Source organism: Gilliamella sp. B3367 (assembly GCF_026536825.1).
Lineage (GTDB): Bacteria > Pseudomonadota > Gammaproteobacteria > Enterobacterales > Orbaceae > Gilliamella > Gilliamella apicola_E.
The window spans coordinates 138,414-155,309 of the sequence record NZ_JAFNNJ010000003.1 but is presented as its reverse complement, the minus strand read 5'-3'; the positions used below and the strand labels follow the sequence as shown (position 1 = coordinate 155,309).

The 16,896-nt window shown below is 34.1% G+C and carries 16 protein-coding genes; 5 read left to right on the top strand and 11 right to left on the bottom strand.

Annotation, left to right across the window (positions count from 1 at the left end; all coding sequences use genetic code 11):
• Positions 1 to 3 precede the first annotated feature (3 nt).
• Entirely contained in the window at positions 4 to 1,407 is a 1,404-nt protein-coding gene (locus tag J3U23_RS06610; protein WP_267331806.1) for a glycoside hydrolase family 1 protein, read from the top strand.
• Positions 1,408 to 1,749: 342 nt separating this feature from the next.
• On the opposite strand, the gene metB is transcribed toward J3U23_RS06610, so the two are convergent.
• On the bottom strand, positions 1,750 to 2,934 hold the full coding sequence (gene metB / locus J3U23_RS06605; protein ID WP_267338834.1) for a cystathionine gamma-synthase: 1,185 nt from the start codon (positions 2,932 to 2,934) through the stop codon (positions 1,750 to 1,752).
• A gap of 171 nt (positions 2,935 to 3,105) precedes the next feature.
• Here metB and metJ point away from each other — a divergent pair, with 171 nt between their 5' ends.
• Positions 3,106 to 3,423: a met regulon transcriptional regulator MetJ gene (gene metJ, locus J3U23_RS06600; RefSeq protein WP_065563626.1), complete on the top strand. Its 318-nt coding sequence runs from the start codon at positions 3,106 to 3,108 to the stop codon at positions 3,421 to 3,423.
• A 73-nt stretch (positions 3,424 to 3,496) separates the two neighbouring features.
• Here metJ and rpmE read toward each other — a convergent pair whose 3' ends face one another.
• From rpmE to J3U23_RS06560, 8 genes are all read right to left on the bottom strand, one after another.
• On the bottom strand, positions 3,497 to 3,712 hold the full coding sequence (rpmE, locus tag J3U23_RS06595) for a 50S ribosomal protein L31 (protein ID WP_065563627.1): 216 nt from the start codon (positions 3,710 to 3,712) through the stop codon (positions 3,497 to 3,499).
• A gap of 141 nt (positions 3,713 to 3,853) precedes the next feature.
• Positions 3,854 to 4,906, bottom strand: a complete 1,053-nt coding sequence (gene degS, locus J3U23_RS06590) for an outer membrane-stress sensor serine endopeptidase DegS (RefSeq protein WP_065563628.1) — start codon at positions 4,904 to 4,906, stop codon at positions 3,854 to 3,856.
• 113 nt (positions 4,907 to 5,019) lie between these two features.
• Complete coding sequence (locus tag J3U23_RS06585; protein WP_065563750.1) at positions 5,020 to 6,393, bottom strand: Do family serine endopeptidase; 1,374 nt, start codon at positions 6,391 to 6,393, stop codon at positions 5,020 to 5,022.
• 78 nt (positions 6,394 to 6,471) lie between these two features.
• Positions 6,472 to 6,879, bottom strand: coding sequence for a YhcB family protein (locus tag J3U23_RS06580; RefSeq protein ID WP_065563629.1), 408 nt, complete (start codon positions 6,877 to 6,879; stop codon positions 6,472 to 6,474).
• A gap of 48 nt (positions 6,880 to 6,927) precedes the next feature.
• Positions 6,928 to 7,389: a DUF721 domain-containing protein gene (locus tag J3U23_RS06575; protein ID WP_065734691.1), complete on the bottom strand. Its 462-nt coding sequence runs from the start codon at positions 7,387 to 7,389 to the stop codon at positions 6,928 to 6,930.
• A 265-nt stretch (positions 7,390 to 7,654) separates the two neighbouring features.
• Positions 7,655 to 8,920, bottom strand: a complete 1,266-nt coding sequence (locus tag J3U23_RS06570; protein WP_065563631.1) for an MFS transporter — start codon at positions 8,918 to 8,920, stop codon at positions 7,655 to 7,657.
• Between the two features lie 35 nt (positions 8,921 to 8,955).
• A complete protein-coding gene (uxaC, locus tag J3U23_RS06565; protein ID WP_065734692.1) occupies positions 8,956 to 10,362 on the bottom strand; it encodes a glucuronate isomerase in 1,407 nt (468 codons plus the stop codon).
• Positions 10,363 to 10,378: 16 nt separating this feature from the next.
• On the bottom strand, positions 10,379 to 11,848 hold the full coding sequence (locus J3U23_RS06560; protein WP_267338833.1) for a mannitol dehydrogenase family protein: 1,470 nt from the start codon (positions 11,846 to 11,848) through the stop codon (positions 10,379 to 10,381).
• A 278-nt stretch (positions 11,849 to 12,126) separates the two neighbouring features.
• Between J3U23_RS06560 and J3U23_RS06555 the strand changes: the two genes are divergently transcribed.
• The 3 genes from J3U23_RS06555 (at position 12,127) to J3U23_RS06545 (ending at position 15,178) form a co-directional block, all read left to right on the top strand.
• Positions 12,127 to 12,888 carry a GntR family transcriptional regulator gene (locus J3U23_RS06555; protein ID WP_267337070.1) on the top strand — a complete coding sequence of 254 codons (762 nt, stop codon included), beginning with the start codon at positions 12,127 to 12,129 and terminating at the stop codon, positions 12,886 to 12,888.
• A 75-nt stretch (positions 12,889 to 12,963) separates the two neighbouring features.
• Entirely contained in the window at positions 12,964 to 14,145 is a 1,182-nt protein-coding gene (gene uxuA, locus J3U23_RS06550; protein WP_065734695.1) for a mannonate dehydratase, read from the top strand.
• Between the two features lie 583 nt (positions 14,146 to 14,728).
• Positions 14,729 to 15,178, top strand: coding sequence for a DUF3597 domain-containing protein (locus J3U23_RS06545; protein WP_267330444.1), 450 nt, complete (start codon positions 14,729 to 14,731; stop codon positions 15,176 to 15,178).
• A gap of 92 nt (positions 15,179 to 15,270) precedes the next feature.
• Here the strand turns inward: J3U23_RS06545 and pth are convergent, their stop codons facing one another.
• Together pth and J3U23_RS06535 are read right to left on the bottom strand one after the other, a co-directional pair.
• A complete protein-coding gene (pth, locus tag J3U23_RS06540) occupies positions 15,271 to 15,855 on the bottom strand; it encodes an aminoacyl-tRNA hydrolase (protein ID WP_065563637.1) in 585 nt (194 codons plus the stop codon).
• A 72-nt stretch (positions 15,856 to 15,927) separates the two neighbouring features.
• The gene (locus J3U23_RS06535) at positions 15,928 to 16,875 is read right to left on the bottom strand and encodes a ribose-phosphate pyrophosphokinase (protein ID WP_086319756.1); all 948 of its coding nucleotides are present in this window, start codon (positions 16,873 to 16,875) and stop codon (positions 15,928 to 15,930) included.
• Positions 16,876 to 16,896: the final 21 nt, after the last annotated feature.

The window sequence follows — 16,896 nt, the reverse complement described above, 5'->3', positions numbered from 1 at the left end:
TATATGAAAGCTTTTGCTAAGGATTTTTGGTGGGGAGCATCATCTTCTGCCTTTCAAATTGAAGGTGGATGGGATGCTGATGGAAAAGGGATGACCGTTGCTGATTATAACTCATTTCAACGCTCTGCAGTGCAAGCCGATAGCAAAGTTGCCAGTGATTTCTATCATCATGTAGAGAGTGATATTGCTTTGTTTAAAGAATTGGGATTAAAAACTTATCGTTTTTCAATATCATGGGCACGTATTATTCCTGATGGGGACGGTGAAATAAATCAAGCTGGAATTGATTTTTATAATCGAGTAATTAACGAATTAATCAAAAATAATATCATTCCATTTATTACTCTTTATCACTTTGATTTACCATTTGCCTTAGTTGATAAATATAATGGTTGGCAAGACCGCCGTTGTGTCGATGCATTTAGACGCTATGCTCAGGTCTGCTATAAAGCATTTGGTGATCGGGTAAAAAACTGGCAAATCAATAATGAACAAAATTTGATGATTCGTGTTAATGAACGAATGAACATGTACAAAGTCGCACCAGCCGACACAGAAAAAGTGAGAGCTCAAATGGATTATCACATGTTTGTTGCTCATGCGATGGCAACAAATGATTGTCATGAACTAATTACTGGAAGCAAAGTAGGACCAGCGGTATCATCCACCATGACCTATCCTGCAAGTAATAAACCAATGGATGTTTGGGCAGCTAAAATGAATGATAATTTTAAAACTAATTATGCCCTAGATATGTACTGTTTTGGTGATTATCCGGGATACTACAAACATTATTTGCAACGTTGTGGTATCTACCCTATTACACAACCAGAAGATGCCGAAATATTAAAAAAAGCTAAACCTGATTTTATTGCCGTAAATTACTATCGAACATTAGTCGCAAGCTATTTACCGGAAGATGATGCTCATCCATTTGGCACTAAAGAAAAAGATATTGATTTCGATCTATATGGTTATTTCAAAATTGAGAAAAACCCAAATTTAACCGCATCTACTTATGGCGCACAAATTGACCCGATGGGGTTAAGACTAGTATTAAATGAATATTATCGTCAATATCATTTACCATTAATTATTACTGAAAATGGATTAGGTACTCCAGATACATTAACTGCTGACAATAAAGTACATGATGATTATCGAATTGATTATATCAAATCGCACATATTAGCTTGTCATGATGCAATTGAAGATGGGGTTGAACTATTTGGATATTGTCCATGGTCAGTAATTGATTTACTAAGTTCTCATCAAGGTTTCAAAAAACGTTATGGCTTTGTTTATGTTGATCGAGATGATCATGACTTAAAAACACTTAATCGAATTAAAAAAGATAGTTTTTATTGGTATCAGCAAGTTATCAAAGATAATGGTATTAAAGATTAAAAACAGGGATGGGCTTTAAAAAAGCCCATCATGATAGTTGTTGAAACAAACAGCTATACTGGAAATGACTGTTTGCCTAATCTTTTGTCATAACTTCAAATATGAACTACATCACTGTATTAGCCTGATAATAATTCAGTTTTAATGTAAATTAGATGATTTATAGATATGGAGTGATATTGAATTTTTGAGTTGAGGAACGGGGTTTTTGAGGCAAATATAAACACTAATTTAACCACTTTAGTTAGTCAAAAAGTAAAATAGTGCATTATTATGAAAGTAAAGGAAAATAGGATTGATAAAATCAATTATTTCTCAATCCTATTGATCAGCAGATAAAATTTAGATTTGAGCTAGTGCTTGTTCTAAATCATTAAGAAGATCACTGATATCTTCAAGACCAACCGAAATACGTAATAATTGATCGGATATACCTGCGGTTTTACGTGCTTCAGCACTAATTCCTGAATGAGTCATAGTTGCAGGATGACAGATTAAACTTTCCACACCACCAAGTGATTGGGCTAATGTAAATATATTGAGTGCATTTAAAAATTTCGGCATAACATTAGCATCACCGGCTAATTCAAAACTTAGCAGTGAACCAAAACCTTTTTGTTGTCTTTTCGCAATATCATGTCCAAGATTTGAAGGTAATGATGGGTGAAAAACTTTTGCAATTTTAGGGTGATTTGCTAAAAATTCTACCACTTTTTGCGCATTTTCTTGCTGTAATTTAACTCTTGCTGCTAGCGTTCTTAAACCACGCAATAACAAATAACTATCAAATGACGAAGTAGATGTTCCGATATTATTGGCCCACCATAGTACATCCGTTGCTAATTGTTGATCTTTAAACACCAATATTCCAGCGAGTAAATCTGAATGGCCATTTAAAAACTTAGTACAAGAATGGCTAACAATATCAGCACCAAGCTCCAATGGTTTTTGTAAAATTGGTGTCATAAAAGTGTTATCGACTAAAACCAAAGCACCAACCTCATGAGCTTGTCGAGTGATCGCTTCTATATCGACAACTCGTAACAAAGGGTTACTTGGTGATTCAATTAAGACTAATTTAGGTTTTAAGCTAAGTGCTTCTTTCAAAGCAACAGAATCAGATTGGTCAACAAATTTTGTTTTAAAATAGCCTTTTTGACTCAAGCTATTAAATAATCGATAACTACCACCATAACAGTCATGAGGCGCAACAACAACATCATTTGGACTAAGTAAGGCAACGCTAATTAGATGTATTGCTGACATACCGCAATTAGTTAAAATAGCATCCGCCCCATCTTCTAATTTAGCAACGGTTTCTTCGACTAATCGTCTACTTGGATTGGATTTGCGACCATAATCAAACTTCCTCGGTGTTGCAAACTCTTCATAACGATAACATGTTGAAGGCGTAATAACAGGAACTACGCTACCAAATTGATCATCTGTATTAATTCCACCACGAACAGCTATCGTGCCTTGGCTAAAATTAGTACCTTGTCTTAGATTTTTAGAATCACTAGCCATAACAACCTTCCTACCAAGCATTTTATATATCTAATAATTGTATAAGAATAGCACAATAAAAAAAGACGTCAACATGTCTAGACGTCTAACTATCTTGGTGTATAGATTGCAGCTAAATAAAAAAAACGCTAAAATTACCCACATTATTTGTGATGTGATTTGGTGAAAAATATGATGGAATGGAACGGCGATTATATCAGCCCTTATGCTGAACATGGTAAAAAAAGTGAACAAGTAAAAAAAATTACAGTCTCAATTCCGTTGAAAGTACTTAAAATATTAACTGATGAGCGAACAAGGCGACAAGTCAATAACTTACGTCATGCAACGAATAGTGAATTATTATGTGAAGCCTTTTTACACGCTTATACTGGTCAACCACTGCCTTGTGATGAAGATCTTCAGAAAGATCGTGATGATGGCATTCCACAACAAGCACAAAAAATGATGAGAGATTTAGGCATCGATCCGGATTTAATCGACGAATGATTGAATTAAAATAGAATAGTAGATACAAAAAAGGCGCTTAAAGCGCCTTTTTGACAACGTTAGTTTAGTAAAACTATTTTTTACCGCCAACCATTGCAAAACGTTGTTTGAATTTATCAACACGTCCGCCAGTTGCAACATCACGTTGTTTACCAGTATAAAACGGGTGACATTCACCACATACGTCAAGATGAATATCATGACCAATAGTTGAATGAGTTTTAATTGTGTTACCACAAGAACAAGTTGCTGTAATTGCAGTGTATTCTGGATGGATACCTTCTTTCATAATAAACCTCTAAAGTTTGTTCGTATCGCTATATAAATGGCTTAATCGCAAAATCTATACACCATACGAGTGTTAAATAACATGATAAGGGTGCGAATTATACGTCCTATATGAAAGATAATCAAGTAATAATCGACCAATCTAAACCGGTAATTGCCCGATAGTTACTTGAAGTTCAATCTTTTCTCCATTTCGCAAAACTAATATGGGGACGATTGTTCCTGGTTTCAACTCTGCAATTTGATCCATAGTTTCTACTATGGATTTTACTGGTTTATTATCAACCATAATTAATATATCATTTGCTTCAACGCCGGCCTGTAATGAAGGTCCTTCAGCATTGGTAACTAATATACCTAATACCTTCGGTAAATCACTAGGATTTTGCGTTGGGGCGAATTCTAACCCATCAATGCCAATATAACCTCGAATTACTTTCCCATCTTGAATTAATTTATCCATTATTTTAACGGCTAATGCTGTTGGGATGGCAAAACCAATTCCTTCAGGAACATCATTACCGAGATTTTTAGCAAATGTTAATGTATTAATGCCTACCAACTCACCTTTAGTATTTACTAAAGCTCCACCTGAATTACCATGATTAATTGATGCATCAGTTTGAATAAAGTTTTGTCGACGATATGGGCTTAATCCGTCACGCCCTGTCGCACTAATAATACCTTGGGTAATCGTTTGACCGATGTTGTATGGATTACCAATAGCTAAAACAACATCACCAATTTTTGGGTCTCGTTTAGAATTAATAGGTATGACCGGGATATTAGTTGCCTCTATTTTAAGCACAGCAATATCAACCAACTTATCGGAACCTACAGGTAATGCTTCAAAAATTCGACCATCTTGCAAGGCAACAATAATTTGTTCAGCTCCATCAACAACATGATAATTGGTAATGATATAGCCATACTCACTCATAATTACACCAGAACCTAGCGGTGTAATTGGGCCATCTTGTGATTGTTTTGGAACAGAATTAATCGATCGACTGTAGATATTTACTACTGCTGGAGCAGCAATCTTAACCGCGTCAGAATAACTCATAGGTTCTTCATTAAAAATAGATCTCGAAAAATCTGATTGCGTTCCATTTCTTAAAGAAGGGAAAATAATGAGTAATACTATCGCTAACACACCACCAATTAATATTGGCCAAAGAAACTTTTTAAGCATAATTATTATTATAAAGATGAGAATAGTTGATAGGATTCTATCATATCTAACCGATGGTTAAAATGAAGTTTTCGTCGATGCAAAGCATCGACGATTTTTAGCTATATAATTACTTAGCGTAAGATAAGATATAGACGGCTATCTCCTCGGACAATATTTAAAGCGATTGCAGAAGGATTGCTATCAATCACTTTACGTAGTTCAGAAATACTATTAACTCTAGACTTATTGACCCCTGTGATAAGATCACCTTCTTGTAAACTTAAACGTGAAGCAGGAGAGTTTTTAACAATACTCTCAATTAATACACCTTTTTGTCCTTTTATATCACCATTAACAAGTGTTGCACCTTCAAGTGCTGGATGTAAAGATTTTGCTTCGGTACTGGATGCATCACCGTTTTTCAATTTAACCTCAACAGAAATCTCTTTGCCATCTCGAATCAAACCTAATTTAACTGTACGACCAGCTCCAGTTGTCGCGATTTTTGCGCGTAACTCTGCAAAACTATCAACCGGTTTACCGTCCATAGAAATGATGACATCACCAGATTTAATTCCTGCTTCTTTTGCAGCAGAATCATCTATAACTTCACTAACAAAAGCACCTTTTTGTACTTCAAGGTCAAAAGCTTTAGCAATATCTGATGTTAATTCATTACCTTTTATACCTAAAACACCTCGTTTAACTTCACCATACTCAATAAGTTGAGAAGTCAAACTTCTAACCATATTACTAGGTATAGCGAAACCAATTCCTACATTACCCCCACTTGGCGCAATAATAGCAGTGTTTATCCCAACTAGTTCACCATTTAAGTTAACTAAAGCACCACCGGAATTACCTTGGTTAATTGACGCGTCAGTTTGAATGAAATTTTCAAAGCCATCCATACTTAACCCACTACGAGCTAACGCAGAAATGATACCTGAAGTAACAGTTTGACCGATACCGAATGGATTACCAATCGCAACAACGTAATCACCAACTCGCGTTTTATCTGAGTCAGCAAGTTTGATTGAGGTTAATTTTTTTGCATTATCCACTTTTAATAAAGCAATATCACTTTGTGGATCTTTACCAATTAGTTTTGCTTGATATTCATGACCGTCATTTATTACTACCGTAATTTTATCGGCGCTATCAATTACATGATTATTGGTAACAATATAACCTTTTTCAGCATCAATAATGACACCAGAACCTAATCCCGAGAAAGGCCTAGATTGACTATCCGGATAGCCGAAAAATCGTCTAAATTCTTCCGGCATATTATTTTGCATTTGAGCAGTGCCTTCAACTTTAATACTTACTACCGAAGGTAAAACGGTTTCCAACATTGGTGCCAACGATGGTTGTTGTTGGTTATTATCCGTTGGTAAAAATGGGAATGCCGCATTGGCATTAGATAATGTAGCTAAACTTAAACCTAAACTTAATGCAATTATACTTAATAATTTTTTTGGTTTTCGTAAAGAATGACTCATCATAAAACTCTCTTATTTAAGAAATTTGATATTTAAAACATAAATAGCCTAATAAAACTAAGAAATGTTGAAAATTAATTAAGATTTCACTTCATCATTTTTGAATAATCCTGAAGGATTATCTGAATAGTCTTTAGGCTGCTTTTCAAGTGTTAATTCATTTTTGACACTGATATCATTATTGACGGCTTCTAAATCAATCATAGGCATATCATCAGAAGTTACAAATTGCCCAGAGGTTTCAGCAATATGTTGATATAAGCGACGAAAATCTTTGGCCATATTATCCAATATTTCAGCACTATGAGAAAAATGTTTAACCATCATCTGTTTTTGAGATGCTAATTCTTCTTGGGCTTGTTCCAATTCGCGTTTAACTTTGGCATATTTACGTCCTTTTTGAGAAACAAAATTGATGAAAATTATACCCACAATAAAACCAATTATTAGGCCGATGATAATATAGGTCATCATACTTTTATCCATATTTCACTCCTGTATCTTCTCATTTATTATTTCTAAATATTGTTTAGCTTATTTTGCATGGTTAGCAAGTTTTATCAATTGTTTTTTTAGTTTTTCAGGTGCTTGCTCAGCCAAAGCATTTAAATATATTGCTGTTTGAATCGTAATCACATTATTAATTTTAGCATTCTTATTTGAAAAATTAACTAATTGTGAGTTATTTGTCGCAATAGTGGGATTAATCTTATATTGAATAGAGGATAACGAAGGTAAGATTTTTTGACGTATACCTGAAATCAAATTACTTTGTTCGTATTTTATTCTTGTTAACCAGTTAGCTGAACTAACCTCAAGAATAAGAATACCTTGACGATAATTTGCAACTCTATATTGCTGATTCAACGGTGCTGGAAGCAATTCATCAATAACCTTCGTTAATTGACTCAGTGCTAATGTTCTTTCTTTTATTTGGGATAATAGAGCCCCTTGTGACAAAAGGCTGGTCAACATTTTTGGCTCATTATCACGCATGAATTAGGCTCATCCTTAGTTCTTGCTAAAATTAAAACAAATCTATTTATAATATAAATAACTCAATACTCAATAATTTACCTGATCTATTCAAAAAAGTCGTGTAAAAAAATAATATTTACACATTATTTGAACTATTAAAAATGAAATAAATAATAAGGCTAATTAAAATAATTAATCAATTTCAAAAAAATAGGTAGAATCAAAAATTTTGATCCTACCTATGTTAGTTATTATTAATTATTTGTTAGTTATCTAGTTATGATTAATTAGTGGTACTTTGATTAACTTGGTTCTCGCGAATAAATGTCCAAAGCACAATTGCACCGATTACATCAAAGAAAGCTAATGCAATAAAGAAAGGACCAAAACCAATTATGCCTACAAATGCACCAATGAAAAGGTTAAATATTAATTGACCTGTCCAAGCACAAGCACCGGCCATCCCAACTGCTGTAGCAACCTGATTTTTCTTAAATAAATCGCCGCCTAAAGTTGATGCAACAGTAGATAACAATTGATGTGAAAAACCACCAAGGCTGATTAAAAATACCGCTAAGTATGGGTTTTCAACAATACTAACAAAACCAATGGTCATCATTAACACAGCGCCGATGGTAAAGGTGATCAATCTTGAATTGATTAATGATATTCCACGGTCATTAAAAAACTTCGCAACAAAACCACTTGCTAAACAGCCTAGATCAGCCATCAAAAACGGTAGCCAAACAAACATAGCAATTTCTTTTAAACTAAAGTGTAATGTTTCAACGAAGAAAATTGGCACCCAAAAATTGATTGTCCCCCAAGCTGGATCTGCAAGAAAACGTGCAATACCAATACCCCAGAAATTACGCTGAGTAAGGATCGTTTTTAAAGATACTTTTTCTTTATCATTGTCTAAATATTTTTCTTGACCTGCTTCAATATATTCTCTTTCTTCAGGAGACAATATTTTTGAATCTTTAGGGTCACGATAAAAAATAAACCAAGCAAGAGCAGCAATTAATGCTAACGAACCAGAAACAACGAAAGCAAATTCCCAACCTTGGAATAAAATACACCAAGCGATTAGAGGGGGAGCTAACATAGCACCAAAAGATGTCCCCATATTAAACACACCTGATGCGATCCCTCTTTCTTTTGCAGGGAACCATATAGAGGCAGTTTTTATTCCTGCTGGGATAGCTGATGCTTCACTAAAGCCCATTACACCGCGCATGAAAGCTAAACCTTGCCATGTACCTGTCAATGCATGACCCATGGTTGCTAATCCCCAAATTACCGCACAGATAGCAAACCCAAGTCTTAGACCTATAGTATCAATAAAAAAGCCCATGATAGGTTGACCTATTGTATACGCTAACTGGAATGCGCTAACAATCCAAGAATATTGCTCTTTAGTAATACCTGTGGTTTCTAAAATTGTCGGCGCGGCAACCCCTAATGCCGTTCGATCAAGATAATTGATTATTGTAATAGCACAGACAAGTAAAATCATGTACCACCGAAATTTTGGAATTGTTCTCATTTTATTTCCTTCATCTTATTTATTGTTAATTCGTATTATTTAGAAAAATAATGATTTGCATTGTTAAAACAAATATTTCTAATCATGTTGCCAACTAATTCAAAATCTTCAGGAATTTCTCCATTTTCCATCCAATTCCCCACCATATTACAAAGAATTCGTCTAAAATATTCATGTCTTGTAAATGATAAAAAACTACGGGAATCAGTTAACATACCGACAAATTGACTTAATAATCCCATTTGAGAAAGTTGCATTATCTGACGTTCCATTCCATCTTTTTGGTCATTGAACCACCAGCCCGAACCAAATTGAATTTTTCCTGCAATATTTGAACCTTGAAAGTTACCAGCCATAGTCGCTAAGACCTCATTATCACGAGGGTTTAGACAATACAAAATAGTTTTAGGCAGTTCATCAGTTAAGTCCAAAATACCTAATAATGAAGAAAGTGGTTCGGCGATGGGTCTATCACCAATCGAGTCAAACCCAGCATCAGGACCAAGCATTTTAAACATTCGTTGATTATTATTACGCAAAGCTCCTAAATGTAATTGCATAACCCAATTACGTTTATGATATTGCTTACCTAACCAAACAAGTACTGCCGTACTAAATTGTGCAATTTCCAGTTCAGAAAGGGACTGATTAGCAAGACGTTTTGCTATTATTTGATCAAGCTGTTTTTCCGAAGGAATATCAGCATAACGGAGAATTTCGATGCCATGATCTGCAGCTTCACAACCATGTTGTTCAAAATGATCTAATCGTTTGGTTAACGCACAAAGTAATTTTTCAAAACTATTAATTTCGATATCAGTTACTTTTCCTAATTCAACAATATAATCAACAAAGCCTGTTAGTTCTATTTTAAAAACTCTGTCTGGTCGCCAACTTGGTCTTACTTTAGTTTTAAATGAAGCATCTAAAGCGATTTGTTTGTGATATTCAAGTGAATCAATAGGGTCATCAGTTGTTCCTACTGCTTTGACATTCATTTGTGTCAAAATACCTCTGGTTGAGAATTCAGCAGTCGCTAATTTATCATTAGCCTCAGACCAAATTTTATCAGCTGTTTTTTCGTTAAGAAGAATATTTTTTATACCAAATGGTCTTTTTAACTCCAGATGAGTCCAATGGTAAATCGGGTTTCCAAGCGTTAAAGGAACAACTTTTGCCCAAGTAAGATATTTTTCATAGTCAGATGCATCACCTGTGATATATTTTTCATCAATTCCAGCTGTCCGTAACACTCGCCATTTGTAATGATCACCAGCTAACCAAATTTCAGCTAAATTACGGAAATTTTTATTTTCAGCGATATCTTTTGGTGGTAAATGGCAATGATAATCGTATATAGGTTGATCTTCAGCGTAATCAAAATAAAGCTTTTGTGCCGCATCAGTTTGTAACAAAAAGTTATCATCTAAGAATTTTTTCATTGTTTTTCTTTCCAATTTATAAAGCTAAATCCTTAATAGTCTGTTTGGCACCTTTTTTCATTAAAGAAAGATAATGTTCTGTTATTTTTTCTCTGAATAATGAATTGGCGGGTAAATCTGATCCAAAAACAGCTTCTAAACTTAATAACGAGTTAACTCTTTCTACCCCATCATCACTCTCAGCAACAAGTTTTTTCAACTCATCAACCATTGGATCGCGAATATCGATTACTTGTTTATGGTCATCAATACCACCAACATATCGCATCCAACCAGCTACCCCTAAAGCTAGTAATGAAAAATCAGAATTATGTTTAATATGCCAACGGATAGAATCAAGTATGCGTTGCGGTAGTTTTTGTGTACCATCCATAGCGATTTGCCATGTTCTATGTTTTAGGGATGGGTTACTAAATCTTTCAATAAGTTTTTCAGCATATTGTTGTAAATTAACGTGCGGTGGAACATTTAAGGTTGGTGCTTGCTGTTGCATCATTAACGATAAAGTCGCTTTTTTATAATTTTCGTCATTCATACAATCATTGATATGCTCATAACCAGCTAAATAACCTAAATAGGCTAAAAATGAATGGCTACCATTTAGCATTCGAAGTTTCATTTCTTCATATGGCACTACATTATCAACAAATTCAGCACCAGCTTCGTTCCAATTAGGTCGAGAAGTCACAAAATTATCTTCAATAACCCATTGAATAAATGGCTCACAAGCAATACCACACGGATCATACATTCCACCTAATACATCTTGAATTTCTTCTAAGGTTTCAGATGTTGCAGCAGGAACAATACGGTCAACCATCGTACAAGGGAAAGTTGTATTATTTTCAATCCATTTAGCCAGCTCAAGATCGCGTGCATTCGCTAAATCTAAAATAGCTTTCCTCAAAACTAAACCATTTTCTGGCATGTTGTCACATGATAAAGCCGTAAACGATTTCAATCCTCTTTGCATTCTTCTATATAAAGCTTCAACAATAACACCTGGCGCTGACATAGGTTTACTTGGAGAAGCTAAATCTGCTTTGATTAATTCATTATTCAAATCCAAACCAGTCCCACCAGGCAACATACAGTAACCTTTTTCAGTTACGGTTAATGAAACAATTTCGACAATAGGATCAGCCATTTTTTCTAAAATTGTTTCAATACCGTCTGTTGGTGCTAATAATGATTCTTTTACACTTCCAATAATATAGGCTTGTTTAGATGTCGCGCCTTTTTCAAGCACTGTATATAGATGATCTTGTTTTCTAATATCATTGATTAACTCTTCACCACCAACAATATTTACCTCGCAGATAGCCCAATCACTATTACCTTTATTCAATAAACGATCAGTAAATAGTGCCTGATGTGCTCTGTGAAATGCACCAAAACCTATATGTACAATACGAGCGGTCATTTTCTCCCTATTGTACAAAGGTTTATTTTTGATTGATTGTGGTATTTCTAATAAATTCAACATTTTATACACCGTAATTAACTAACTGCAATATTTATTGGTTAGACATATTTTCATTTGTTGACAAAATTTTCATCTTTATTTTTCAATTTTTGTGATTCACGTCACATTTTTTGGTTTATTTTATAGGGATGTTTGCTAAAATCTTTATAATGGCCGACAATATTGGTAAACCAATTTAAAGATGTAATGGATTTCTTTTATTATTAACTTAGAGGAGTTTAATAATTAGCGTATAATTATCTTCAATAAACTTAATAGTATTCTGAGGATTAAAGATTATGCCAAGAGGCAATCGACTCTATCAAGAAATTGGTAATGAGTTAAAATTGTTATTAAAAAGTGGAACTTTTAAAATTGGTGACCGTCTACCACCAGAAAGAGATATTGCTGAGACCTTTGATGTTAGCAGAACGGTAGTTCGAGAAGCATTAATTATGTTAGAGCTTGAAAAATTAGTTGAAGTAAAAAAAGGCTCTGGTGTTTATGTAATTGGTTTACCAAGCGAGTTCTTGTCTGAAAAAGACAGGGAAATAGAAGAAGAGGATTTTGGTCCTTTTGAATTATTACAAGCGAGACAATTAATTGAAAGTAATATTGCTGCTTTTGCTGCCTCACAAATTGTAAAAGCTGATATTGTAGAGTTAAGAGCTATATTAGAACAAGAACGTCAAATTTTAGAACAAGATGTGCTTGATGACTATAGTGCTGATGAAATGTTTCATATTGCAATAGCTCGAGCCACAAAGAACTCAATACTTGAGCGGTTATTAGAAGATCTATGGACAAAACGTTCATCAAGTAAAATGTGGGACCAACTACAAAGTAGAATAACCGATCATAGTTATCGAAAAAAATGGTTATATGATCATGAAAAAATTCTACAGGCATTACAGTTGAAAGATGCAATGGCTGCACGCCATGCTATGTGGCAGCACTTAGAAAATGTTAAACAAACATTAATGACTGTTTCTGACAGTGAAGATCCAAATTTTGATGGTTATTTATTTGACTCTATACCGGTCACTATCGTTAACCAATAGAAACAAATATGCATTGTTTATGGATCTTCATTTTAGAATAATTTTGTAAATGAAGTATCTTTGAGGAGAATTTAAATGGAACAAACAATGCGTTGGTTTGGACCTAACGACCCTGTATCATTGGACGATATTAGACAATCAGGGGCAACAGGAATTGTTACAGCTTTACATCATATTCCCAATGGTGAAATCTGGACAATCGACGAAATTAAAAAACGAAAAAAAATGATTGAAGACAAAGGTCTAACTTGGTCAGTTGTTGAAAGTATTCCTGTTCACGAAGAAATTAAAACCCATTCTGGCAACGTTGAACAACATATTGCCAATTATCAACAATCAATTCGTAATTTAGCCGCTTGTGGTATTGATACTGTTTGTTACAATTTTATGCCAGTATTAGACTGGACTCGCACCGATCTAGGTTATGAATTATCTGACGGTTCAAGAGCTCTACGTTTCGATCAAATTGCTTTTGCTGCATTTGATATTCATATTTTAAAGCGACCTAATGCCGAAAAAGATTATTCACAAGAAGATCAGATTTCAGCAAAAAAATATTTTGAAAATATGACGCAAGCCGATAAAGATAAACTTGTTGGAAATATTATCGCTGGGTTACCAGGCGCCGAAGAAGGTTACTCACTAGATCAATTTCGAGCACATCTTGCAACATATGACGGTATTGATAAAGCTAAATTACGTGAGAATTATGCTTATTTCTTGAAAGCTATCGTTCCAGTCGCCGAAGAAGTTGGCGTTGTTCTGACAGTTCATCCTGATGATCCTCCTAGACCTATTTTAGGTTTACCACGCATTGTTTCAACTATTGAAGATATGCAGTGGATAAAAGAAACAGTTGATAGCATTCATAATGGATTCTGCTTCTGTACTGGTTCTTATGGAGTTCGTAGCGATAATGATTTAGTTACAATGGCTGAAAAATTTGCTGATAGAGTTCACTTTATTCATTTGCGCGCAACAGTTCGTGAAGATAATCCATTATCTTTCCACGAAGGTGATCACTTAGCAGGTGATGTTGATATGTATGGCGTAATTAAAGTGCTTATTGCTGAAGAAGAACGACGTAAAAAAGCGGGAATCAAACGTTTAATACCAGTTCGTCCTGATCATGGTCACCAAATGCTTGACGATCTTAAAAAGAAAACCAATCCAGGTTATTCTGCAATAGGACGCTTAAGAGGTTTAGCGGAAATTCGCGGCGTTGAATATGCGATTAGACGTGCATTTTTTGAATAAAGACTAATCGCCTTTGACTAGAGAAGCCCATAATATTGGGCTTTTTTTAATTTGAACATAAAAATAGCGTGATATACACGCTATTGTTCTTATATAGTTAGAATGTCTTTAATTTAAATCATGATTTTAAATATTTATTATCGATATTTTTTATTTAAAGCAACACCAAAAAGATAGCCGAATAAGCACTGCTTAAAAAACATCATATTAAAGAAAGAAATTTTACTGTCTATCCAATTATTTATTCAAATAAAATATAACCAATAATTGGTGAACCAAATACTACTATTATTTTTAGTCGCTGTATTGAATTATTTATTGAATTTGTGATGTATATCACAATACTTTCTCAAATTGGTATAATAAGTTTTTTGATTGTCGATAGCTTTAATTAATTTGAAAATATGAGCTATTGAATAAAAATATATTTCTAAAACCCTAATAGCATTATTACAAAAAATGCTATTGATTCATTGTTGCTTTGACACAATTTATATTTAACAGCTATACTTTAGGGGATATTTTCTACATCTATATCGTTAAGCAGTTTTTCAATAAGCAGTTTAAACATAAGGGGTGTAAAATGGGTATCTTAAATAATATTTTTTCTAAAATATTTCCAAGCGCACAAGCCGCTGTAGGTCATGCAAAAGATGCAGTGAAAGAGCAAGTTGATAAAATCACTGACACCGTTAAAGGCAACACATCAAGTAACAACACAGATAGTAATACAGACCAAAATCAACAAAATACATCAGAAAATAAAAATCCGATTTCTGAAATCGATGTGATGTCAATTTTAGATAATTTAGCTAAAAAATTTCCTGAAAAACTTAACTGGAAGACATCAATTGTTGATTTATTGAAATTATTAGGTATTGATAACAGTTTAGATGCACGTAAAAAATTAGCAACTGAACTTAATTATACCGGTAGTACAGACGATACAGCAGCAATGAATACATGGTTGATTAAAGAAGTTATGAAGAAAATTGCTGAAAAAGGTGGTAACGTTACTCACTTATTTTCTTAGTCTGGAATGAATACGTGATTTGTCATCCACCTGTTAATCAGGTGGATTTTTTTTAATTTAGTTGAATACAGAAAATATTAATCTTAGCAAATTTAAGCTTTGAATGAATGCAAACGATTCATTGCACTTTCTACTCCATCTTTCAGTAAGATATCTGTGCAATATACTGATTCATCGATTGCTTTATCAATTAAATCTTGTTCTGGTTTAGATGGTTTATTTAATACATAACCAACTACTTTATTCTTATCACCAGGGTGTCCAATACCAATTCTTAACCGATAAAAATTCAAATTATTGCCAAGTTTATTTGCAATATCTTTCAATCCATTATGACCGCCATGACTACCACCAAATTTTAATTTAGCAATACCTGGATTAAGATCTAACTCATCATGAGCAACTAATATCTCATCAGGCTGAATTTGATAAAAAGAAGCCATTGCTTGAACAGCTTTACCACTTAAATTCATAAAGGTAGTTGGTACTAACAAACGGACATCATGACCATGAATATTAATCCGTGAGCTATATCCAAAAAATTTAGGATCAATTTTTAGCGGTTGGTTATAACGTTCAGCAAGAAGATCTACATACCAAGCACCTGCATTATGGCGAGTTGCAGCATATTCGTTACCTGGATTAGCTAAACCTACAATAAGTTTAATTGTTGTCATAATAGTCTGTCGTCAATTATTATTAGCAAAAAAGCCCCTAGAAGGGGCATTTATCTAATTCAGAAAAAAAGATTATTGATGGAACATTGCTGAAATTGATTCTTCGTTACTAATACGTCGAATTGCTTCAGCAAGCATACCTGATAATGTAAGTTGGCGTACATTTTTCAATGCTTTCACTTCTGCTGTTAATGGAATTGTGTCACAAACTACAATTTCATCAATGGCAGAATCTTTAATGTTACTTACCGCTTTTCCTGAGAAAATAGGGTGAGTTGCATAAGCGAAAACACGTTTTGCACCACGAGCTTTCAATGCATCAGCCGCTTTACAAAGTGTTCCGGCAGTATCAATCATATCATCAACTAAAATACAATCTCTGTCGGCTACATCACCAATAATATTCATCACTTCTGCTTCATTTGCACGTTGACGACGTTTATCAATAATGGCCATGTCAGTATCATTTAAAAGTTTTGCAATTGCACGTGCACGAACAACACCACCAATATCTGGTGATACCACGATTGGGCGTTCAAAATCACGTTGTAACATATCTTCTAAAATTACAGGGCTACCAAATACGTTATCAACAGGTACATCAAAAAAGCCTTGAATTTGTTCAGCATGAAGATCAACCGTTAAAACCCTATCTACACCAACAGTTGATAAAAAGTCTGCAACAACTTTAGCTGTAATAGGTACACGGGCTGAACGCACTCGACGATCTTGTCTTGCATAACCAAAATAAGGAATAACAGCAGTAATACGACCGGCAGATGCTCGACGCATCGCATCAATCATTACTAATAATTCCATTAAATTGTCATTTGTAGGCGCACAAGTTGATTGGATAATAAAAACATCTTCACCACGGACATTTTCATTAATTTGGACATTGACTTCACCATCACTAAAACGGCTAACAATAATATCACCAAGAGAAGTATAAAGACGATTAGCTATACGTTTTGCTAGTTCGGGTGTGGCGTTACCAGCAAAAAGCTTCATATCAGGCACGAGAAATCCTCAAGCATGTAA